20 protein-coding genes and 4 tRNA genes are annotated in these 22813 nt (G+C 45.8%); 7 read left to right on the forward strand and 17 right to left on the reverse strand.

The genetic code is table 11. From position 1 onward, the window contains the following. Positions 1-53 precede the first annotated feature (53 nt). The 4 genes from NW199_RS00575 to NW199_RS00590 form a co-directional block, all read right to left on the reverse strand. A complete protein-coding gene (locus NW199_RS00575; protein WP_258333272.1) occupies positions 54-1289 on the reverse strand; it encodes a DNA recombination protein RmuC in 1236 nt (411 codons plus the stop codon). Between the two features lie 201 nt (positions 1290-1490). After that, the gene (locus tag NW199_RS00580; RefSeq protein ID WP_258333273.1) at positions 1491-2693 is read right to left on the reverse strand and encodes an alpha/beta hydrolase; all 1203 of its coding nucleotides are present in this window, start codon (positions 2691-2693) and stop codon (positions 1491-1493) included. 58 nt (positions 2694-2751) lie between these two features. Continuing rightward, complete coding sequence (locus NW199_RS00585) at positions 2752-3996, reverse strand: L-lactate MFS transporter (RefSeq protein WP_258333274.1); 1245 nt, start codon at positions 3994-3996, stop codon at positions 2752-2754. 265 nt (positions 3997-4261) lie between these two features. Beyond that, positions 4262-4349 (reverse strand) — tRNA-Ser (locus NW199_RS00590). A 119-nt stretch (positions 4350-4468) separates the two neighbouring features. Between NW199_RS00590 and NW199_RS00595 the strand changes: the two genes are divergently transcribed. From NW199_RS00595 to NW199_RS00610, 4 genes are all read left to right on the forward strand, one after another. Then, complete coding sequence (locus tag NW199_RS00595) at positions 4469-4798, forward strand: thioredoxin family protein (protein WP_258333275.1); 330 nt, start codon at positions 4469-4471, stop codon at positions 4796-4798. Positions 4799-4870: 72 nt separating this feature from the next. Then, positions 4871-4960 (forward strand) — tRNA-Ser (locus tag NW199_RS00600). Between the two features lie 152 nt (positions 4961-5112). After that, positions 5113-6018, forward strand: coding sequence for an aromatic amino acid DMT transporter YddG (yddG, locus tag NW199_RS00605; protein ID WP_258333276.1), 906 nt, complete (start codon positions 5113-5115; stop codon positions 6016-6018). After that, the gene (locus NW199_RS00610) at positions 6015-6179 is read left to right on the forward strand and encodes a hypothetical protein (protein WP_258333277.1); all 165 of its coding nucleotides are present in this window, start codon (positions 6015-6017) and stop codon (positions 6177-6179) included. The genes yddG and NW199_RS00610 overlap by 4 nt, the downstream gene beginning before the upstream one ends. On the opposite strand, the gene NW199_RS00615 is transcribed toward NW199_RS00610, so the two are convergent. Beyond that, positions 6180-8429: a heavy metal translocating P-type ATPase gene (locus tag NW199_RS00615; RefSeq protein WP_258333278.1), complete on the reverse strand. Its 2250-nt coding sequence runs from the start codon at positions 8427-8429 to the stop codon at positions 6180-6182. Positions 8430-8550: 121 nt separating this feature from the next. Here NW199_RS00615 and NW199_RS00620 point away from each other — a divergent pair, with 121 nt between their 5' ends. After that, positions 8551-8772 (forward strand): heavy-metal-associated domain-containing protein, encoded by a 222-nt coding sequence (locus tag NW199_RS00620; RefSeq protein WP_258333279.1) that lies wholly within the window; start codon positions 8551-8553, stop codon positions 8770-8772. Between the two features lie 85 nt (positions 8773-8857). On the opposite strand, the gene rbr is transcribed toward NW199_RS00620, so the two are convergent. After that, on the reverse strand, positions 8858-9397 hold the full coding sequence (gene rbr / locus NW199_RS00625; protein ID WP_258333280.1) for a rubrerythrin: 540 nt from the start codon (positions 9395-9397) through the stop codon (positions 8858-8860). A gap of 170 nt (positions 9398-9567) precedes the next feature. Beyond that, positions 9568-9644 (reverse strand) — tRNA-Arg (locus NW199_RS00630). A 324-nt stretch (positions 9645-9968) separates the two neighbouring features. Here NW199_RS00630 and ansB point away from each other — a divergent pair. Next, complete coding sequence (ansB, locus tag NW199_RS00635) at positions 9969-11012, forward strand: L-asparaginase 2 (RefSeq protein WP_249092731.1); 1044 nt, start codon at positions 9969-9971, stop codon at positions 11010-11012. Between the two features lie 96 nt (positions 11013-11108). Then, positions 11109-11972 (forward strand): tRNA glutamyl-Q(34) synthetase GluQRS, encoded by an 864-nt coding sequence (gene gluQRS, locus NW199_RS00640; protein WP_258333281.1) that lies wholly within the window; start codon positions 11109-11111, stop codon positions 11970-11972. A 33-nt stretch (positions 11973-12005) separates the two neighbouring features. On the opposite strand, the gene NW199_RS00645 is transcribed toward gluQRS, so the two are convergent. The 10 genes from NW199_RS00645 to NW199_RS00690 all read right to left on the reverse strand — a co-directional run bounded on the left by NW199_RS00645 (position 12006) and on the right by NW199_RS00690 (position 22786). Next, positions 12006-12081 (reverse strand) — tRNA-Gly (locus tag NW199_RS00645). A 94-nt stretch (positions 12082-12175) separates the two neighbouring features. Then, positions 12176-13183: a beta-N-acetylhexosaminidase gene (nagZ, locus tag NW199_RS00650; protein WP_258333282.1), complete on the reverse strand. Its 1008-nt coding sequence runs from the start codon at positions 13181-13183 to the stop codon at positions 12176-12178. An 11-nt stretch (positions 13184-13194) separates the two neighbouring features. After that, positions 13195-13590 (reverse strand): holo-ACP synthase, encoded by a 396-nt coding sequence (gene acpS / locus NW199_RS00655; protein WP_258333283.1) that lies wholly within the window; start codon positions 13588-13590, stop codon positions 13195-13197. Positions 13591-13600: 10 nt separating this feature from the next. Further along, complete coding sequence (gene recO / locus NW199_RS00660) at positions 13601-14323, reverse strand: DNA repair protein RecO (protein WP_258333284.1); 723 nt, start codon at positions 14321-14323, stop codon at positions 13601-13603. After that, positions 14323-15222 carry a GTPase Era gene (era, locus tag NW199_RS00665; RefSeq protein ID WP_258333285.1) on the reverse strand — a complete coding sequence of 300 codons (900 nt, stop codon included), beginning with the start codon at positions 15220-15222 and terminating at the stop codon, positions 14323-14325. The genes recO and era overlap by 1 nt, the downstream gene beginning before the upstream one ends. A gap of 1 nt (position 15223) precedes the next feature. Then, positions 15224-15925: a ribonuclease III gene (gene rnc, locus NW199_RS00670; protein ID WP_258333286.1), complete on the reverse strand. Its 702-nt coding sequence runs from the start codon at positions 15923-15925 to the stop codon at positions 15224-15226. A 10-nt stretch (positions 15926-15935) separates the two neighbouring features. After that, positions 15936-16826, reverse strand: coding sequence for a signal peptidase I (gene lepB / locus NW199_RS00675; protein WP_258333287.1), 891 nt, complete (start codon positions 16824-16826; stop codon positions 15936-15938). A 12-nt stretch (positions 16827-16838) separates the two neighbouring features. After that, positions 16839-18632: a translation elongation factor 4 gene (gene lepA / locus NW199_RS00680; RefSeq protein ID WP_258333288.1), complete on the reverse strand. Its 1794-nt coding sequence runs from the start codon at positions 18630-18632 to the stop codon at positions 16839-16841. A 213-nt stretch (positions 18633-18845) separates the two neighbouring features. Next, the gene (locus tag NW199_RS00685) at positions 18846-20111 is read right to left on the reverse strand and encodes a M20/M25/M40 family metallo-hydrolase (protein ID WP_258333289.1); all 1266 of its coding nucleotides are present in this window, start codon (positions 20109-20111) and stop codon (positions 18846-18848) included. Positions 20112-20422: 311 nt separating this feature from the next. Then, positions 20423-22786 (reverse strand): autotransporter outer membrane beta-barrel domain-containing protein, encoded by a 2364-nt coding sequence (locus tag NW199_RS00690; RefSeq protein ID WP_258333290.1) that lies wholly within the window; start codon positions 22784-22786, stop codon positions 20423-20425. Positions 22787-22813: the final 27 nt, after the last annotated feature.

Raw genomic sequence — 22813 nt, forward strand, 5'->3', positions numbered from 1 at the left:
ACCATCACAACGACGGCCAGAGCGATTCCGATTTGCATTATGCGTTTGAACATTTAGTCCTCGCTTTCGTTTGAAGGCAATACTGTATCGATTTTTTTATCGCCGGGCAACTCTTCCACATCACGCAATTTGCGCCCCATCACATTCGTTCTGGTTCTCACGCCTGCAATGGCGCTCTTAACACCATCGACTCGCTTTTCCATCGTATCGAGGGCATCGGCAAACTTCATAAATTCGGTTTTAACTTGTCCTAAAACCGTCCAGACTTCGGCGCTTCGCTTTTGAATCGCCAACGTTCTAAATCCCATCTGAAGGCTGTTGAGCAAAGCACTCAAAACCGTAGGACCGGCAACTGTTACGCGATAATTATTCTGCAAATCTTCAATCATGCCCGGGCGTCTCAGACATTCTGCATAAAGTGATTCACTGGGTAAAAACATCAGAGCAAATTCCGTTGTAAAGGGAACTTCAACGTATTTATCGTGGATTTTTTTAGCTTCTGACTTAATTCTTGCCTCAAAAGCTTTAGCATGCTTTTCAGCAGCCTCCGCATCACCAATTTCACGTGCATCTTCGATTTTCTGATAGTCCTCAATCGGAAATTTGGAGTCAATCGGCAGCCATACAAATTCCCCGTCATTAGCTCCAGGCATTTTTATCGCGAACTCCACCCGATCATTGCTCTTGGGACGTGTCACGACGTTCTCTTCGTAATGATTCGGAATAACATTGGCAAGAATTGCACCCAGTTGGACTTCTCCGAAGGTTCCTCGAGTTTTAACATTTGTGAGAACTCGTTTGAGTTCACCTACCTGTCCGGCTATGGAACGCATTTCTCCTAAACCAGTCTCCACGTCTTTCAGATGGGCCGCCACTTGTTTAAAACTCTCGGACAACCTTGATTCCAATGTCGTTTGCAGTTTTGTTTCAACGGTTTGACGCATCATCTCCAATTTAGAATCATTGTTGTTCTGCAAGGTTTGAAGCTGTCGATTTAATGTATCCCGAATGGCCGACAGTTCTTGATTAATTCCTGAAGACAACTGGCTAACCTGCGTTTTTAATGCCTCCCTGGCTTGCAGCTGAACCGATGCGTTACCCTGATTCATCTTTTGAATGAGGTCAGTGAAGCCAACCATATTTTGGTTTTGTGTTTGCGTAAGCCGACTTAGTGAATCGTTTACTTCCATACGAAGCTGGGCATTTGATTTCTGAATCGAGTCATTGACGGATTGAAGTATCCTGAGCTGATCTTCTTCACTATTTTCTTCAAGTCTCTTGGCAATCACTTCCAATATTTCTTTATCCTGTTTTTTTCCCGAAAGGGAGATCCATAGAAGAACCAAGAGAAAAACACTCAATATGGCGAAAACACACCCCCAAAAACCGAGGGGAGATTGTGACATTGACTGAATAATGGCTTGCATGTTAAAAAGGCTCACTGTTAACAATGAGCCCTAGTATAACGATCTTAACTTCAGGATTTGAAGTTATCGATCAGATGTTCCGAATGTTTCAACAATCATCTGAACCTGTTGGTCAAAATATGGATTAAAAGTCAGGCGAGCATAAGGATGAGCATCACGGTTTTCAGTCCATGAACCATACCAAACATATTTGCCTTCGTGACAGTATTGAAGCAACTTTTCGTCCTGGCCCCGCAGGCAGAAGCGCTCCTTGCCGTTAATCCCGTAGTACGGGTTCTTTGGAGAATAAACCAGTCCCAGGTGAGAAAAACTTCTGATTTTATATTTAGGTAAAAAGTCTGTTAATACCGTTAAGCGCTTGTCGCTCGCAATCGTTCCATCGGGCAAATTATCACCGTACCAAACAAACTGAGAACGAGAGTTCGTGAACTGTTTTTGCATCAACGGCAACAGTTCCTGTGTATTAACGATGCTATCGTTTTGGGCCATGAAAACCAAAACCGGTTTATCGTAGGGATAGCCTGAAACACGGCCCATGGCCGAGTCCATAGACGCTTTAAAAGTATTTAAAGCCTGCATCGGGACTGTACGATAACGAAATGGAGTCACACCACCAGCGGCTTCTTCGGGAGTCTTCAGCCAATCAATAAAGAGACTGACGAAGGGAACAAAATTAACCAAATTCGTTCTGACGCTTAAAGCCGGAGAAATCAGTACCAAGCCATCAACATTGGGGTTTTCGTAAGCCTCATGAATGGCTAAGTTGGCACCGGTTGAAAAGCCTGCCAGATAAACCTCCTTGACATCTCGGCTCATGATGCGGGTTTGCTCATCAATTAAGCGATTCCAGTCATCAAAAGTTACCTCAAGCATGTCTTCTGGCTTCGTACCATGCCCCGGTAAGACAAGAGCTCTCACCAAAAAGCCTTTATCGGCTAAGTAATGGGCAATATCGACAAAGTTGTAAGGAGAGTCCGTAAACCCATGAATCATCAACACGCCTTTACCGTTGGGCTTAGCGGGTCTAATTTCAAACGGCAATTGATGGGAAAGTTCGACTTCATGTTGATCGGTTACATAACGCCTATGGGTACTCATCCAGTGAGTCGTTTCCTGCACATACTGATTAAAGGACTGTTGTCCTAAGGGCATCACATCGCGATCTGCACGAGGCTCAAAGGAGACACAACCAGAAATAGAGGTCGCAATGGCGACGCTGGCTGTCAGCATCAACAATCGACTTTTAAATTTTTTGTGGGTACTCATTGAATAACCTCGTTTCCTGTCAACAAGCTGATGGTACAGAAAAAACGTCAGAATTGCTCTACTGGACTTTCTTATGTTCAATCATACTTTTATAGACCAGAGCAAAGACGAAACCTAGAACGCAAAAGGTAATGCCAACCTGACAACAAGCGGCAAAGTCCATGCCATTAGCAATCATTTGTTGCATGATAATGGGCCCCATAAGACCAGCGACGGAAAAGCCGCTAAACATAATCCCATAGTTAACACCGGCGTGCTTGGCACCGAAACGGTCAGCGGTAAAACCCGGATAGATGGACATAAAAGTGCCAAACGAAATGCCAATCAATATACAGCCGCAATAAAATAAGATGTAGTCTCCTTGTCCCGAGTTCATTAAAACGATTAAACCCAGTGCAGCAAAAATAAGTCCAAACATTAACACGCCGATTCGCCCCAATTTGTCGGACAAAGTTCCGGCAACCAAGCGTCCAGCCATATTGAAAAAAGCGATGGTTGAGACAGCTGCCGCCGCGCTTGTCGCATTCATGCCGATTTCGTTTTGAGCAATACTGGCTGCTTGCGACAAAATCATCATCGCACTGACGGCCCCGCACATTAATAATGCAATCATCGGCCAGAAAATCGGGCTGGCCAACATCTGTCGCCACGTCAACCCGGTTACAGCAATACACGTTTTCTCATCACCATGTTTTTTGAGCGGATTGAAATCCTCTGGGCAACGTTCACAAAAGTAACCGCAGAACATAATCACTAAGGCAAAAACCGTCCCTAATATGACAAACGTATTCATAATGCCGTAGTGTTGGGTCAAAACTTGGGCAATCGGTGGAACAATCACAGAGCTAAATCCATAAACAGCCGTTACTAAACCACCGGCAAATCCCCGCTTATCAGGGAAATATTTGATGGCTGTGCTAATTCCTGCCCCGTAGGCCAGTCCGAGCCCTAAACCGAATAACAAGCCGTATCCGATAACAATCTGTGTCACCGACGTTGCCCAACCGCAAAAACACAGCCCTAAACCAATCAAAAGTCCGCCGGTAATGATGACCAATCGAGGTCCATAACGATCATTAAAAGCTCCGCCCAGAATCATAGGGATAGGACCGACACTGTTGGCCACACCAAAAGCTATCGCTAAATCAGCTGCGGAAATCAAATGACCTGTGATGACAGTGAGCTCCTGAGCCGCTGCCGCAGAAAGAACACTCCATGCATAAATCGAACCCGCACACAAGTTGATACAACAAATCAGAATCAAAATGATCCAACGCTTAGTGGAGACATCCATACGTGCCATTTATTTAACCTCTGAGGTATTTAATTTGATGAATTTTCAACAAATGACCAAATTAATTGATTAATTTAATTTCTTCTAATAAGAACATTTCAATTAAAAGCCAGCATTAGGGATTATCAGAATTAGAAATAAGGAAATAAAGGCAAATAAAACAAAACTTACTTGACTTTTTGGCAACTCTATAGAAATACTAAGGAGTATTACCGAGAAGAAATAAAAAAAGATAAAAAAAAGCCAAACGCAAAAACGTTTGGTTCGATGTGATTGGCGGAAGGGGTGGGATTCGAACCCACGAACGCTTGCGCGTCGGCAGTTTTCAAGACTGCTGCATTCAACCACTCTGCCACCCTTCCAAGAGGTGAGAGCGCTATTGTATAGAAAATTGCGTTTTGAAACAAGAGAAATAACATTCAGATGCCCCCTTAGATGAGAAAATCATTAATATTGTCCTGTTATTTGAATGGAGAGAAAAATGGTCAACGAAATCACTCATGATCAAGTCCAAGAAATCATCCAATCTCACGATTTCTGTATTGTGAATTTCGGAGCCCCTTGGTGTATTGATTGCCGGCGTGCAGCACCTTTTTATAAAAAATTCTCTGAAGAATTCACTGATGTCTATTTCACTCATGTTGATGTCGGTGATCGTGATGGAGAACTGCGAGAACAGCTTCGCGGCCAATACGGTGTCGGTCATATTCCGACAATGATCTTCTACAAAAACGGAACAGAAGTGGACCGTATTGTAGAAGTTCAGACGCCGAGTGAATTGAAGAAATTTATTGAACGTTGCAAAGCTTAAAAATTTTTTAGTGTCGGGGCTTGAAATTTACAGAAGTCACAGTATAATTTCGGGCTTACGACACATCACCACGGAAGGGTGGCAGAGTGGTTGAATGTACCGCCCTGGAAAGGCGGCGTACGGTTATCCGTACCGAGGGTTCGAATCCCTCCCCTTCCGCCAGTTGTACAGATCCCAGACTTCGGTAGTTTGGGATTTTTGCTATCTGCTGCTTACTTCTCTTCATTTTTCGCTTGAATCCCCTCTTAGCAAAGTATAAGATGGCCTCACCTTAGCATTTGCACAAAAGAGCTGAATGAAAAACTGAGGTTAAAATGATCAGCCCTAAATCCGTTACCGGCGCGACTCTCATCGGCCTTATTGCCCCATTCATGTGGGGAGCAAGCGTATCACTTGTAAGAACCATCGCAGAAAATTTCGGCATTGCTCAAGGTCAGTGCCTGTTATATATTGTGGCCGCCACTGCCCTATTCTTTCTCATCGGTTTCCCCAAATTTGACCGTATTCCTTGGCAATACAAAACAATTGGCTTAGCAACCGCTAACCTCTCAAGCATCACTTTTTGCTTATCGCTTTATTTTTCCAACGGCGGCACACAAACGATGGAAGTTGGCATGGTCAATTACCTTTGGCCAACGCTCACCATCGTGTTTGCTATCCTTTTTAACGGACAAAAAGCCCGATGGTGGATTGCACCGGGGGCGCTTTTGAGCTTTTGCGGCATTTACTGGATTTTAGGCAACGGTCATATCGCTGTTGACGCCTTTATCGAACACATCAAAATCAACCCTATCAGCTATTTTCTCGCCCTAATGGCTGCCGTAACATGGGCCGGTTTTTCTTCCATGACTCGCGCCTGGTCAAAGGGAGAAAACATGAGTACCGTGATTTTTATTTTTGACATTATTATCTTCGGTGCATTCTGGGCGATGGGCGTTGGCGGCAGTCCGGTCATCACCGGGTTCGGTATCTTAAGCGTCATTTTGGGAGGATTAGCGATGGGAGTTGCCTATGCCTCTTGGACTCATGGGATGAGTTACGGCAACATCACTGTTTTAGCCATCGCATCGTATTTCACGCCGGTCCTTTCCTGCCTTTTCGCTTCCGTTTGGATTGGTGCCGAATTGACAGCAGCCTTCTGGCAAGGTGTAGCATTGGTCGTGACAGGTTCACTTATTTGTTGGCACGCTACCCGCAGTCCTTCAATTAAACACTCATGACCGAAAAGAACGATAAAAAAGAACCCGAAACAAAAGAGCCGATGTCTTTTGCAGAAGGCATCGGCCGAATGCTGGCCATGATGATGCTTTTGCTCAGAGCCTTAGCTATCGGTGTTACTTGTTATTTCATCTACCGATTCATTGAGCCTTTGCTGCACTGACTAGCGGAAAAAACGCAACCTCAGAGCATTTAAAACGACTGACGTTGAAGAAAGTGCCATTGCTGTACCGCCAATCATCGGCGAGAGCATCGGGCCACCCCACAATGCGTGAAGTACCCCCATCGCCACCGGGATTCCAAGGATGTTGTACCCAAAGGCCCAGCCTAAATTCTGATAAATATTTCTCAAAGCCGCCTTTGATAGGCGCAAAGCTGTCAGCACCGATTGCAATCCATGGCGCATCAAAATGACATCACCCGCCTGAGCACTTACATCTACCCCATCGGCTACAGCAAAACCGACATCAGCTTGAGCCAATGCAGGGGCATCATTTAAACCGTCTCCGACCATCGCCACTTTAAGCCCCTTATCCTGTAATTCACGGATAATCCTCGCCTTATCCTGAGGAAGAGCCTCACCATAGACCTCATCAATTCCCAATTCATCGGCGATTTTGCGAGCAGTCCTTTTATTGTCGCCGCTAATCATCAATGTCCGAACACCTAACTGTCTCAAAGCCTTAAGAACTTTGTTTGATTCTGGTCTCACGGTGTCAGCCACACCGATTACAGCAGCAAGTTTTCCATCAACGGACAAAAGCAGCGGTGTCCTCGCAAGCGAGCTCATACGTGCCAACGCCTCTTTTGCCACCGTGATATCAACGGATTGCTGAAGCATCAAACTGGCATTACCCAACGCAACGTTTTTCCCATTAATGTTTCCTGTCAAGCCTAAACCCGGCAGGACCACAGGCTGAATCGCCATGATGTCCGAATGATTGGCAGCCATTATGGCCTTGGCAATAGGATGTTCAGATCTGGCTTCTAAATTGGCTGCCAACGCTAAAACCTGTTCTTTCTCGTACCCATCAAACGTAATCGTATCCACGACCTTCGGTTGCCCTAAGGTAAGTGTTCCTGTTTTATCAAAAGCAATGACATCGACTTTTCCGGCCAACTCTAATGCGACAGCATTTTTAATCAGCACACCTAATTGAGCGCCTCTGGCTGTGGCAACCATAATTGAGGTCGGAGTCGCAAGGCCCATGGCACAGGGGCAAGCAATCACCAATACCGATATCATGGCTTTGATCGCAAGCGAGATCGGTTCATCAGAAAAAATTGCCCAGGCGCAAAAAGTCAGCACCGATAAAACCATGACTGTGGGGACAAAATAAAAACTGACCCGATCGGCTAAGGCGGCAACAGGCGCTTTTGAACTTTGCGCGCTTCTAACTAATCGAATAATTTGAGCCAACGTCGTATCATTACCCAAATGGGTGATTTCGATTACGAGTGGATGCGTTCCATTAAGACTGCCAGCAATAACTTCAGACTTCTCTTTCACCGCAACAGGGATAGATTCTCCTGTGAGAAGCGATTGATCAACCTCACTTGTGCCTTCAATGACAACGCCATCAACTGGGATTCTTTCTCCGGGTTGAACCAATACTTTGTCACCAATTTCAAGTTCAGAGAGTTTGACGACTCTGGAGTCTCCGTTTTCGTACTTTCTTGCCGTCTGTGGAACAAGCTTCATCAAAGAACCGATCGCGTCACCCGCTTTACGCTTTGACTTGGCCTCCATGTATTGACCGATTGAAATCATGGCAATGAGCACGCCGCACGACTCAAAGTAAAGGTTCATCGCATAGGTCGAGTCTCCGACCAAAATCATGATGAAAGAAAACAACGAGTAAACAAAAGCAGCACCGGTGCCCACCGCAACTAAGCTATCCATATTGGGGGCACCTTGGATGAGATTACTGAAACCATCTTTATAGAAATGCTTGCCCAAATACATAATGGGCATAACCAATAGGAGCTGAATAATGGCAAAAGCGATGGGAGAAACTTCAGGAGTCAAAAAAGTCGGCAAAGGCAAACCGATCATGTGGCCCATCGAGACATACAAGAGCAAAAGTGCCAAGATAATCATCGGGGGAAGAGATTTGAACTGATTACGCAGACTCTGAGCAGATAGCTCATTTTCTTTTTGCCATTCTTGAACCAAGTCCTCCCCTTCAGTGAGCTTGGCTCCAAAATTAATTTTTTCAATTCTGGCAATAACGGCCTTTACTCCTTCAGTTTTACCGATACCATCCTTTAAAACGACTTGCGCGCGGTTAGTCGGCAAACTGACACTCACCGAGTCAACTTCTGCCATTTTTGAGACCACCCGTTCGATTCTTGACGAGCAGGCAGCACAGTGCATACCCGTTATCGCCAATTCAAATTTGATCTTAGACATAATTTCTCCAAATCAGATGGTCACACTCTATACCCTATAGCTACTATAGGGTGCAAGATATCAATAGACCCTATAATGAGAACATCTCTCATTATGGTAACACTTCTAAAGGAGTCGAATGATGAACAAGTTAAAAGTTGATGGGATGCATTGCCAAAACTGTGTAAAAGCCGTCACAGAAGCGGTCAGTGCCCTGCCCGGCGCCAAAGGCGTTCAAGTGAGCCTTGAAAAAGGAGAAGTCACTTGGGAAGAAATGGGTGTGGAGATCGAAAAGGTTAAAGAAGCCATTGAAGACATCGGCTTTGATGCGTCAATGCCGACATACTGCTGCGCTCAAAAGTAATAGAACTTTGTCTTTTCAAAATTAAACCCGCTGTTGGTACAAAACCATAAACAGCGGGTTTTCTCATTGGGCTATAAGCCAGAGATTAGTAGTTTTCAGCCTTACGTTGGAAGTAAGCTTTAGCGTGAGCGCAGACCGGGCAAACTTCAGGTGCTTGCTTGCCGATCACAATGTGACCGCAGTTAGAGCATTGCCACATCGTATCGCCTTCAGACGAGAAGACCATACCACCCTTAACACGTTCAAGAAGCTTCAAATAGCGAGCTTCGTGTTCTTTTTCGATGGCACCGACCCCTTCAAACAAGAAGGCGATTTCTTCGAAACCTTCTTCACGAGCTTCGCGGGCCATACGGTCATACATATCGGTCCATTCGAAGTTTTCACCGTTAGCGGCATCTTGAAGGTTCACTTCTGTTGTGGGGACTGCACCACCGTGCAAGAGCTTAAACCAAAGCTTGGCGTGTTCTTGTTCGTTCTTAGCGGTTTCTTCAAAAATCTGAGCGATTTGAACATAGCCGTCTTTCTTAGCTTGGCTTGCGTAGTACGTGTACTTATTGCGGGCTTGAGATTCACCGGCAAAAGCTTCCATCAAATTCTTTTCGGTCTTGGTGCCTTTTAAATCCATTTCTTTCTCCTTAATGAAAAGAGGACTTTTTGTTCCTGAACCAATAGTAAAGGGTTTAGATATTTTTTTCTTGACAATAAATCAACATTCTATGAATGTCATAGAAAATAGACTAGGAGGAAGGAAAAAAGGCAACAAAAAAGGAACCCGAAGGTTCCCTGCAGAAAACTTGGTGCGCCGGGTAGGATTCGAACCCGCGACCCCCTGGTTCGTAGCCAGGTACTCTATCCAACTGAGCTACCGGCGCACTTGAGGGGGTGTATTTTAATCAATAATTTGAAAAAATCAATATGGGGATAATACTACTAAAGGATAAAATTTCCAAAATAATCAATAAATTAGAAGATTCTAAATTTATCAAACCAAAAGTCTCTTTTAAAATCAACTAGTTAAGAGGTTATCTATTAAAAAATAACAAAATATTGTGTAATGGCAAAAGCTGATTAAAAAATATGCGCCCATCTAGTCAATTTCACCTATGATAGAAGGCTGAGAGCAAATGCTCCCCCTGCTTGTGTGTTGTCTGTAAGGACACATGGGAAGCAATCGTTTTACATATGAGGAGTTGTATATGCAATTGAAACATACTTTGTTGGCCACTGCCTTAGTGGCTGCCAGCGCCACCGCCATGGCTTTGCCGAACGTTGAAGTTTTGGCTACGGGCGGTACGATCGCTGGTGCCGGCCAATCGGCCACGGGTACGGCTTATACCGCCGGTAAAGTCTCCGTGAACCATTTGGTCGCTGCAGTCCCCGCTTTGGCTGAAGTGGCAAATGTCATTCCGAAGCAAGTCGTTCAAATCGGTTCTCAAGATATGACCGATGATGTGTGGCTCAAGCTCGTGAAGACGATCAATGAAGACTGCAACAAGGTTGATGGTTTCGTTGTCACGCACGGTACGGACACGATGGAAGAAACGGCCTATTTTGTTCACTTGACTGCCAAGTGCACGAAGCCGATCGTTTTCGTCGGCGCCATGTTGCCCTCCACCGGTTTGTCTGCTGACGGTCCGAAGAACTTGTACAACGCCGTTGTGGTTGCCGCTTCCAAGGAAGCCGCTAACCGCGGTGCCATGGTTGCCATGGACGACAAGATCATCGGTGCTCGCGACGTGATCAAGACCAACACGACCGCTGTGGAAACCTTCCAGGGCGCTAACTTCGGTACGATGGGCTATGTCTTCAACTCCAAGGTGCATTTCGGCAATACGCCCGCAACGCCCCATACCACGAAGACCCCGTTTGACGTTTCCAAGCTGACGTCTTTGCCGAAGGTTGGTATCGTTTACAACTACTCCAACGTTCCTGCTGAACCGCTTCAAGCTTTGTTGAAGGCCGGCTACAAGGGTATCGTGACCGCTGGTGTCGGTAACGGTAACATCCACAAGAACTTGTTCCCGATCCTTGAAAAGGCTGCTAAGGACGGCGTAGTCGTCGTTCGTTCTTCTCGTGTCCCGACAGGCTCTGCCACGAAGGATGCTGAAATCAACGACGCTAAGTACGGTTTCGTTGCCGGTCAATACCTCAACCCGCAAAAGGCTCGCGTGTTGTTGCAATTGGCTTTGACGAAGACCAGCGATCCGAAGAAGATTCAAGAATACTTCGACAAGTACTAAGATCGACGGTTGAAACTCTCTAAGAGTTTCGAGTAGCTTCGATTAACCCCGGTCAGAAATGATCGGGGTTTTGTTTTGCTTTAAAATTCGGCTTCTATGACTGAAAACTATATCGGACGCTTTGCGCCTTCCCCTACCGGCTTATTGCATGCGGGCAGCCTTGTTGCGGCTCTCGCAAGTTTCATTGACGCTAAAGCCCATTATGGAAAATGGCTCATCCGTATTGAAGACGTTGATCAAACACGTTGCAAAAAAGAATGGGCAGAGGGCATTTTGTCAGTCCTCGATCGACTTGAAATGAAAAGCGACGGCCCCATTCTGTGGCAAAGTCAAAGAACTGATCGCTATTTGGAAGTCATTGATCAGCTGATTGCTCAGAAAAAAGTCTATGGCTGCTCCTGTACCCGTCACACGATTGAAAAAGAGAACGTGCGTTTAGGCGCCCCCCTTAATCACTATCCGGGAACCTGTCGCCAAGGCCCTCACGGAGCGATTCGCTCATGGCGATTTTTAACCAATGACACCCCCATCACCTTTACCGATCGCTGGAGCGGCCACTACAGTCAAAATGTTGAAAAAGCGGTGGGCGACTTTGTGGTAAAAAGAGCTGACGGTTTATTTGCTTACCAATTAGCCGTTGTTATTGATGACCACGACAGCGGTGTCACCGATATCGTGCGCGGAGCTGATCTCATTGACAATACTCCGCGTCAATTAGCGATTTACCGCGCTTTGGGCTGGGAAGAGCCAACATATATGCACATTCCTTTGGTTCTGAATGATCGTCACGAAAAACTCAGTAAACAAGGTGGAGCGCGGCCCCTTAGCGAAAATCTATTAGAAGAACTCAACCATGCCTGGCATCATCTTGGCTTTGCACCGATTTCAGCCAAGAATCCGACTGATTTTTACAATCAAGCCATTCCTCTTTGGCAAAATCGATTCCAAATAGCAAAATAGCCTAGGCATCAACCTAGGCTACTTTAAGAAACTTGGAGCGGGAAACGAGTCTCGAACTCGCGACCTCAACCTTGGCAAGGTTGCGCTCTACCAACTGAGCTATTCCCGCGACAGGTTGAGTATTTTAATGAACCTTTTTCGAAATGCAAGTCTTTTTGTCACTTTTTTGAAAATTTTTTCTTTTAGACAACCCTGCACCTCTATTACACCGCAGGAATCAGGTCCTTTGAGCGTTTATATAAAGACGTTTCTACGAGTTCTTTCCAAGTAGGAGCCTCCCCCTTCGGAGACAATCGCTTAACTCTTTCCGCTCTTTCTGCCGTGTCTTCAAACTTAAGCGAGCCCAAGAGCTGATCAGAGGCTTCAAAGTCATTGCATTGAATCAGCATGTCACAGCCAGCTTGAAGCGCCGCCTGGGCTCTTTGCGTTACGTCACCCACGCCCACAGCTCCTTTCATGGAAAGATCATCAGAAAAGACCACACCGGTAAAGTGCAACTCTTCCCTTAAAACCTTTTTGAGCCAATGTTCAGAAAAACCGGCAGGGTTTGAATCAACCTTCGGATAGAGCACGTGAGCTGCCATCACAGAGTCCAATGCCTGTCCCATCCACCGATAAGGCTTAAGATCAGCAAAAAGTAGTCGGTCATACGGTCGGTCATCAACGGGCAATTCCAGGTGACTGTCTGCAATCACCCAACCGTGACCCGGGAAATGTTTACCGCAATTGCTCATACCGGCTAAACGCAAGCCTTGAATAACTGCCAGAGCCAATTGCGTCACAACATTGGGATTATTTGAAAAGGCGCGTTCACCGATAATCTGTGAACGACCAAAATTAATATCCAAGCAAGGAGCAAAGGTGAAATCCACTCCGCAGGCACGAAGTTCTGCAGCCATCACATAACCGCAGGCCATCGCTGACAACAACGTGTTTTCCGGTTCATCAATCCACTTTTCGCCCAATTTCGCCATGGCAGGAATTTTGGTAAACCCCTCTTGGAAGCGCTGCACACGCCCGCCTTCATGATCAACGGCAATCAGCAACCCAGGCTTTACCGCATGAATAGCCGAGCAGAGTTCTGTGAGCTGATCACGATCTCGGTAGTTTCTTGTAAACAAAATCACCATTCCGACCAAAGGATCTGCAATCCTTCGAACATCATCTTTTGTAAGTGCTGTTCCTTCGATATCCAATACAAGCGGTCCCATCACGAACTCCTCTAAGATCTCTGCTCAGCCACGGCAAAAGCTGCCACGACACTTTTTTCATCGGTAATTGAAACGTGAACAAAAAGGCCTTCCTGCATCAAACGCTCCTTAAGCGGATCCTTAAAGAGCATAAGAGGCGCCCCCTTAGCGTTATGCATGACTTCCATGGACTGAAAGGTCACATCTTCGGCAATACCGGTTCCGAGCGCCTTTGAAACCGCTTCCTTTACTGCCCAACGGGAAGCAACAAAAGCCAAGGCATGCGAGTCACTGAGCGCTTTACGTTTTCTGTATAGCGGACGTTCATTTTCGGTAAGAAGCCGCTCAACAAAGCGCTCACCGTGCTTACTTAACACATCGGCCACACGGCTTACTTCTACCACATCACAACCGATTCCTCTAATCACGTTATTTCCTTTAGAGCCTTTTTAATTCTTCAAATATCCGACGGGTATTAAGGGGCTTATCACCCGCGTAATGGGTAATCATCCGTCTCATGAGTTGTTTGGCAAAAGTTAGTGTTTCCTTGGAACGAAAGTCCCGGTCATGAAGTTTGCGAATCATCTCAGAGGGGATGACAAGATGACGATTCGTTTCAATCACTTCTTCATTCCAAGGCTTTAATTCCTCTCCGTCCCAATACCAAGGCTCGCCGGTTACGGGTAGACCGTAGCCTAAACTCTCCATCAGTTCCAACTCAAAAGTTCTGAGAGCGACTTCATGATTGCAATCGGCATCGGCCAACTTTTCCAAGACTCGCACATAAGAGCCGAATAATTCGCTCATCTCATCTTCTCTGGCCAAAAGTCTCACAAGTAGCTCATTGACATAAAAAGCTGAGAAAAGGGCATCGCCCTCAATCGGAAAAAAGCCACCCAACCACTGGGCCCTTAGCAGATTTTTGACTTCATTTTGCCCGGAAAAGCCAATTTTCAACGGGGAAAAGGGGGTAAGAAGCCCTCGGAAGTGACTGCCCGGTCGTTTGGCCCCGCGAGCAACGGCCACCACTTTGCCATGATGCAAAGTGAAAAATTCGACAAGTAGGCTTGTCTCCTTCCAATTCCAGCTCTGAAGCACAAAGGCCGCGTCATCACTGTTGACGCGGCGCTCTTTGTTTTCCTTGGATGGTACTTCAGACATTACTCGTATCCCAAGCTCTTAAGTGCCCGGGCATCATCATTCCAACCCTTTCTCACGCGGACCCAGACTTCAAGGTAAACGTTTTTACCGAGCATATCACCGATATCCGCGCGAGCCAGGCGCGAGATCTCACGCAATTTTTCACCCTGCGCTCCGATCACAATTCCCTTATGAGCTTCGCGCTCAACGATAAGCGTTGCAATAATTTCTGCCCGCTTGTCGTCTTCAACCCACTTATCAATCGTTACCGCGATTCCATAAGGCAACTCATCGCCTAAAAGTCGGAAGGCTTTCTCACGAATGATTTCCGCGGCTAAAAAGCGCGGTGATTTATCGGTATAAATATCCGGATCAAAGAAAGGCGGATTTTCAGGCAAAAGCTTTTCAATCTCTGCCATTAGTTCAGAAACCTGTTTTCCTTTTTCAGCACAAACTGGAACAATCGCAGCAAAGGGGAACTTTTGCATTGATTGGGCCATCAAAGGTAAGAGCGCATCGCGCTCCTTCATCAAATCCACTTTATTGATAGCCAAAATGACGTTTTTAGCTTCAGGATTAATCAGTTCCAAGACCTTCTCATCCGCTGGTTTCCAGCCGCCGCTTTCAATCACAAGCACCACGGCATCGGTTTCACCCAAGGTGCTTCTGACAGAGCGATTCATACCGCGAATAAGGGCATTGCCGTACTTGGTCTGAAAGCCCGGCGTATCCACAAAAACGAACTGTGCCCGCTCATTCGTCACGACGCCCAAAACACGGTTGCGCGTTGTTTGTGGCTTTTTGGACGTAATACTCACCTTCTCGCCGATGATGGTATTGATAAGCGTGCTTTTGCCAACATTCGGGCGGCCCACAACGGCAATGTAGCCGCAACGGAAATTTTCCGGTACTTGAGGCATCTTAGTGATCCCCCTTTTTCTTGTTATGGAAATGCTGTTCAGCCAATTCGTAGGCGATTTTGGCTGCCGCCTGCTCGGCTGAGCGGCGACTCTTGCCAGTCCCCTTCACACAAATATCCAACTTTTTGACTTCACACTGACAATCAAATGTTTGATCATGCGCGGCACCGCGGATATCAACCACAGTGTATTCGGGCAATCCTAAATGGTGAGCCTGCAAGAATTCCTGCAATAGCGTTTTAGCGTCTTTACCCATGCGCTCCGGCGTGAGCTTACTTAAAACCGGCTCATAAAGTTTCAGAATCACGGCTTTAGCCGTATCAAAACCGCTTTCAGTCATGATAGCGCCGAAAATGGCTTCCATCGCATCTGACTGAATGGACGGGCGGTGGGCTCCGCCCGTCTTCATTTCACCTTCACCTAGGCGAAGATAATCGGATAAAACCAAACGATTGGCAATTTCAGCCAAAGCATCCTGGCATACCAAGTTCGCGCGAACGCGTGAAAGAGACCCCTCATTAAAGTGGGCATCGCGTAAAAAGAGAGCTTGACCAATCACGCAATTTAAAACAGAATCGCCTAAAAATTCGAGTCTCTCGTTATTTTCTGCGCCGAATGAGCGATGTGTGACGGCACGCTGCAGAAGTTTGCGGTTTGTGAAGCGGTAACCAATTTTTTCTTCAAGGCTTTCTAAGGGCAACATCTCCGATCTCCTATTGAATGGAGCCGATGCGGCCCATGTCACTGATATTTAACCAAATGAAAAAGGCTCGACCAACAATATCTTCACGCGGCACAAAACCCCAGAAGCGGCTATCAGCGGAATTGTCTCGATTGTCACCCATCATGAAGTAATGACCTTCGGGGACTTTGCAAACCACATCCCCCATGTTGTAGAGGCATTGATTCAAACCATTGTGGCCTTGGACCGGGCGAGCCATGGATGGCACTTTGTCATTTTCAAGGATCTTGTGTTTGACACCATCCAAGTTTTCGTCAAATTGGTCTAAATCCGTATAGGTCTCTTTATCAAAGAAAGTGCCGTCAGGCGTGATTTGCTGAAGTTCTCCGTTGATATAAAGCTGCTTGTCAACATAACGGATTTCATCACCGGGCAAACCGATTACGCGCTTAATAAAGTCAACGTTTTTATCCAACGGATATTTAAAGACAACAATGTCACCGCGCTTGGGAGCCGTGCCTTCGGTAATGGCAAAATTGAAGACCGGGAAGCGTAAACCGTACTCGTACTTGTTGACGAGAATAAAGTCCCCCGCGTGCAAAGTCGGCAGCATTGATCCGGAAGGAATACGGAAAGGTTCCGCAAGGAAAGAGCGCAAAATAAAAACAAACAGAATAACCGGGAAAAAACCGCCCGTATATTCAATCCATTTGGGTTGGGCGCTGAGTTTTTGATAAATGCTCTGAGCCTCACCGATAACGCTCATCTCACCTTGATCAATGGCTTGGCGATTCAGCTCAGAGAAGCGGTCAGCCTCTTCCTTGGCACGAAGCAAACGTTTCGGGCGCCACAAGAAACGGTCCAAACACCAAATAATGCCGGTGCCCACCGTCAATAACATCAAAATTAAAGAAAAATTCATTTCAGCCCCCGATTATTTGTCATCCACTTGCAAAATGGCAAGGAATGCTTCCTGAGGAATTTCAACCGTACCCACTTGTTTCATGCGCTTCTTACCCGCCTTTTGTTTTTCCAAAAGCTTTCTCTTACGAGTAATGTCGCCGCCATAACACTTGGCGAGCACATTCTTTCTGAGCGCCTTCACGTTTTCACGGGCAATAATGTTGGCGCCGATGGCTGCCTGAATGGCAACGTCATACATCTGGCGCGGGATGAGCGAGCGAAGACGCGTAACGATTTCACGGCCGCGGGCGACAGAATTGGCGCGATGGATAATGGATGAAAGCGCATCCACGCGATCGCCGTTAATAAGCATGTCAACCTTTACGACGTCAGCCGCACGGTACTCTTTGAATTCGTAGTCCATAGACGCGTAGCCACGAGTCAATGACTTTAAGCGATCAAAGAAGTCGAGCACAATTTCTGCCAACGGCAAATCGTACGTCAAGTGCACCTGACGGCCATGATAGGCCAAGTTGGTCTGAACACCGCGTTTTTCATTACAAAGCTTCATCACGGGGCCGACATAATCACTAGGAACGAAGATTGTCACCGTGTCAATCGGCTCACGAATCTCAGCAATTTTGTCAGGCGTGGGCAGCTTGGAAGGATTTTCAACCTGGATCACTTCACCGTCTGTCTTGAGCACTTCATAGACAACCGAGGGAGCCGTGGTAATCAGGTCCATGTTGAATTCGCGCTCCAGGCGCTCCTGCACAATGTCCATATGCAAAAGACCTAAAAAGCCCGCGCGGAAACCAAAGCCCAACGCTTGCGAAACTTCAGGCTCAAATTGCAAAGCCGCGTCGTTTAACTGCAACTTCGTTAAAGCATCTCTAAGGGCTTCGTATTGGTTCGATTCAACCGGATAAAGTCCGGCAAAGACCTGAGGCTTAACTTGTTTGAAGCCGGGCAACGGCTCTTTGGCCATCTTATTGGCCAACGTAATCGTATCACCGACCTTGGCATCCCGAAGTTCTTTGACACCCGCAATGACAAAACCCACTTCTCCGGCGGAAAGTTTTTCACACTGAGTAGATTTCGGCGTGAATTTACCTACCTGTTCAACTAAGTGGGTGGCGCCTGTGGCCATCAAGTAAATCTTGTCTTTAGGCTTAATCGTGCCATTGACAACGCGCACAAGCATCACAACGCCTACGTAGTTATCAAACCAGCTGTCAATAATTAACGCTTGCAACGGCTCCGTGTCGCTTCCCTTCGGAGCCGGCACATCGCGAACGATGCGCTCAAGGATATCTTCAACCCCCATTCCCGTTTTGGCCGAGCATGGAATCGCATCCGTCGCGTCAATTCCGATCACATCTTCAATTTCTTCTTTAGCTTCATCGGGATTAGCGGAGTTAAGGTCCATCTTATTGAGTACCGGAATCACTTCCACACCCAAATCAATGGCCGTATAGCAGTTGGCAACCGTTTGAGCCTCTACACCTTGCGTGGCATCAACCACCAAAAGCGCCCCTTCGCAAGCGCTCAGTGATCGGGAGACTTCGTAAGAAAAGTCCACGTGCCCCGGCGTGTCAATAAGGTTAAGTTCATAGACTTGTCCGTCTTTAGCTTTGTACTTCAAAGCCGCGGTCTGCGCTTTAATCGTAATGCCGCGCTCTTTTTCAAGGTCCATGGAGTCCAATACCTGAGATTCCATCTCGCGGTCAGACAACCCGCCGCAACGCTGAATCAAACGGTCAGCGAGTGTGGATTTACCATGGTCGATGTGGGCAATAATGGAAAAATTGCGAATATTTTGCATCAGTCGAATTTAATAACGTTAAAAACACGTATTCGGACCAATGGGAAAACCGGCTAGAAAAACTGCCTTTCCCTTTATTCCGAAACGAGGCCATTGTAACACGCCAACATGTTCTTTTAATGATGAAAATGCCGAGAATTCTTAGAACTTTCGGCATTTTTATGCGCTGAAAAGATTCTTACACTGATCTTACAAAAGCAAGCGAGAAATTACCTACTTAAGCGTCTCTGCCAACGGTTTGATTCGCTCATCAAGCCCTGCCAGTGTCAGCAGCATCAAAATGGATTTTTGCTCACAGGCTTCCACTCCTTCAGGATTAAACCACTCATCCAAAGTGTGTTGACCGTATTCCTCTCCTCCGCGTCCGAAACAGACCGCCGGAATTCCTTTGCCAATCGCTATGTTTGCATTGGTGCTTCCGCCAGGCATAAAAGTCGGTTTGATGCCAATAGCTTCGGTCACCAGTTTAGCGGCCTGAATAATGCGACAGTTATCATCCTGATTACCCGCCGGGATGTTTAAGAGTTTTTCGTACGTCACTTTGACAACATCCGCTTTACCCCAGCGTTCATTTTCCAACTTGGCTCCCAACTCAAAAGCTTTAATCATCTGGCAATTAAGTTCTTCCAGAGCCTCCTGAGAATCAGACCTCGCATTAATCTTAAAGGTGCATTTTTGAGCGATACCATGTATGGCTTGTCCCCCTTCAATCAAACTCACTGTCGTGATTGTTTTGGGGTTCGTAGGCAATTCAATATCCGCCACCAATGTGGCCGCCCTACTAGCCGCATGCACCGCACTTGGAATACCAAAAGCAGTCCACGCGTGACCACCGGGGCCTGTAAACGTCACAGACCAATCCACCATGCCTGTCGCATTGGCATAGAAGCGGTCATTCGTTGCTCCATCAATAGAAATCGAGGCGAGGATCTCCGTTTTCTTTTCAAGGGAATCCAGGACCGTGCGCATTCCCAACATACCGCCTAAACCTTCTTCACAAACAGTCCCTGCGATAATGATGTCATGGTAGGGACAAATGCCGACTGACTTAAGAGCCTTTAAAACAGAAAGGTTTGCCACGAGCGCTCGTGTGTCGTCACAGATACCTGGGCAATGAATACGGCCCTGCTCATCCACGGTAACTCCTTTTACATCACCAAACGAGAAAACCGTATCCAAGTGCCCTTCTAACAAGACGGACTTTCCTGTGTGCCCAATACCTGAGATACGCCCTATCACATTGAAATGATCATCAATGGTGACATTTTCTAATCCGGCTTCTTTTAAGAGTTCTGCGTAACGGTCAGCTTTCTTCTTTTCGTGGAAAGAAGGAGCTTCAATTAAAACGAGTTCTTTTTGCAACTCTATCATTTCTGGCAATTGCTCTTTTACAAGAGTGAGCGCCTTGATCACATCCGGCTCGGTCTTTAACTTCTGAATGGTCTCAACCAAGTCTTGATCAAATTCTTTCATCGTCATCGCACCCTCCTATTTAACTGACAAATAACGTTATCGTTCATGCTACACTAATCATTTAAAACAAATGAAAAATACTCTTGATGAGCACCACAAATTTGATCTGAGAGACATAGAAGTCTTTGTTATTCTCAATGTTTTTTATCTGTAAGTCATTTTTATCCAGATATCGTTAAATGATGTTTTAAAGGAATAGACTCTAAAAGTTTTTATTGCTGATCTAATCAATGCTTGAGCTATTTTTCAGTATTTAAAAAAAGTGCCAGAAATATTTCGCATTCCTGGCACATTTGAAATTAAAACTTAACGTCTAATTAAAAGACGTGGCGAAGACCGATGTTCCAACGCCAGTTTTCCTTGACGTCTCCGCCATTGGTGCGTTCAAGGTCGACATAGGTGTATGTGTTCGGTGTCCAATTAAAGTTGGCTCCGATACCGAATTCAACCCACATATCACCCAAATCTTCACCGATGTTGTCGTAAATACTGCGATCAGACATCAATGTGGCCGTTGAGTCAAAGTCTCCTTTGAAATCATGCAAACCAGAGACACGGGCGTAGATTAAACCTTTGTCTTTCGGGAAGTGGAAGCCGGTTCTGAAACCGATGCGACCGATCAGCGATTCAAAATCGTCTTGATCAATTTCAACACCATTACTCGTGTGGAATTTATCACCTTGGATATAGCCATAAGTCACTTCAGCTTGCGGCTCAAAGAATCCGAATTCACCAAGTCTTAAGTGCCAACCGTATTCGGCGCTGACACTAAAGGCATTGTTGTCAGAACTGCCGTTCATGCCCTCAAGCTTGAAGTCTGTATCTAAACGACTGTATTTAGCAATCAAATCCACAAACTGACCATTGTCAGCCATCCAAGTACCGTAGACACCTAAACCATAAGCTTTGTTGTCGGCGTCACCTAAGTCATAATCCGCGGAACCATCGGTATACGTGAAAGCAGCACCCACTTTCCAACCGTTACCAATATCGGTATCCGCACCAATTTGAACGGACGTATTCTTAGCCGTAAGGTTTTGAGAACCGTATTCTTGTTCAGAACCATAGATACGAGCCCAAGAACCAACGCCTTGAGGACTTGTGCGCAAATCACCCATACGTTTAGTGAGATCGTTCATTTCATGGCGCCACTGCATGATGCTCAAAGCGGCAACAGATCCGTATGCGTCTAGGCGAGTGTTTTCGGCCACGGTACGAGAAACAAATTCACCCTTTTCATTGTAAGTCTCAGTAATTGCGCCCTTGACGGCACCTTGTTCAACAAATTTAGTTTGAGTAAAAGAAGAACCTTCTGTAGATTTAATTCCTCCCTTTATATCAGCAAGATTTCCGCTCTTGACATCGTCCGCAGTAATGCCAGTGTAATTTACAGCTAAAGCAGGCGTACCCTCAATATCGCCGAAATCGATAATTGCTGCAGTCAAGGTACCATCTGGAGCAGTTGTTGTCGACAAGTTAACCGTGCCACCTGTCCCCCTTGTTTCTTCAATAAGAACCTTTTGATCCGAACCTTGGGTTAAATTAATAACACCACCATTCAAAGTCAGATCATTAAGGGCCTGCCCCTTCAATATTGTGTCACCTTCAGTACTATCAGTAATGATTGTCGGAGTCCATTGAGCGCTGTCAGCTAAAGTTACATGCAGTCCCGTGACCTTTGGATTTTCTTCATCATCTTCAATGTCTCTAGCATAATGCTGATACGCGTTACCATTCCAATAAGAATCGCTCCCAGTTAAATAAATATCAACATTCGCATCTATAATGTCACCACTATTTCCAGCTGGTCCAGGCGTTTCAAAAGCAATGTCTCCATTAATTTGAACAGTGCCTTCTTGACTCGTGTTGATTTTTACTGTCGAATTACCTCTAACATCGAATGCGGTTGGGGCATTGATTGTTACACCCCCAGTAATACTGATTTGACCATTTGAAAAAGCTCTTATTCCAGTGTCTTGCGCATTAATTTCTGTATGGTCAGCATTTATTTGAATACTTGCACTGTTGCTCGGTGGCTGAGTTTCTTGCGTTCCACTAAGTACAAACAAACCCACTCCACTTGAGTCTATTACCAAGTTCTTTGTGTGCACTGTAATAGAGCTTCCTTTGTTGTATGCAATCAAACCAGAAGATTCGAATCCTCCTCCATCGTCAGGCTCAGAATTGCCTTGGTTATTGATATAGACTGTTTCTGTAAACGAATCACTACCGAGTTGTATGCTACCACCTTGGGCAAAAGCACCATTTGCCGCTAATTCAGAAGAGGCTAAGGCATTTAAAAAAATTTGTTTCCCATTAATTATCGATGAACCACCCTTGTCACTATAAACTGTTGCTCTTGTTATATTCGGCGAATTTCTAGTTGTATTAGAAGTTGATATTGTCACTATTTCTGTATCGCTGGAACCAATAAAAATGAAACCATTAGCAGTTGCTTGAGAACCTTGATATTTAGCATTTATTTGAATTTCACTATCATCAACAGTAAGTTTGTACCCATCACGAGCTAAAACAGCAATTGAGTCCTTAGGATGATCAATCAGCCCATCTTCAATCGTGATATCTTCTTTATTAGCTCGAATAGTTGATGCATATGCCAACTGGAATAGACTTATAGACGATAATATTGCTAAAGATAGGGAAGAGAGTTTGAATGACATAATATTCTCCATGTTGTGACAAAGCTA

The sequence above is a fragment of the Parasutterella secunda genome (genome assembly GCF_024733725.1).
Classification (GTDB): Bacteria; Pseudomonadota; Gammaproteobacteria; order Burkholderiales; family Burkholderiaceae_F; genus Aphodousia; species Aphodousia faecalis.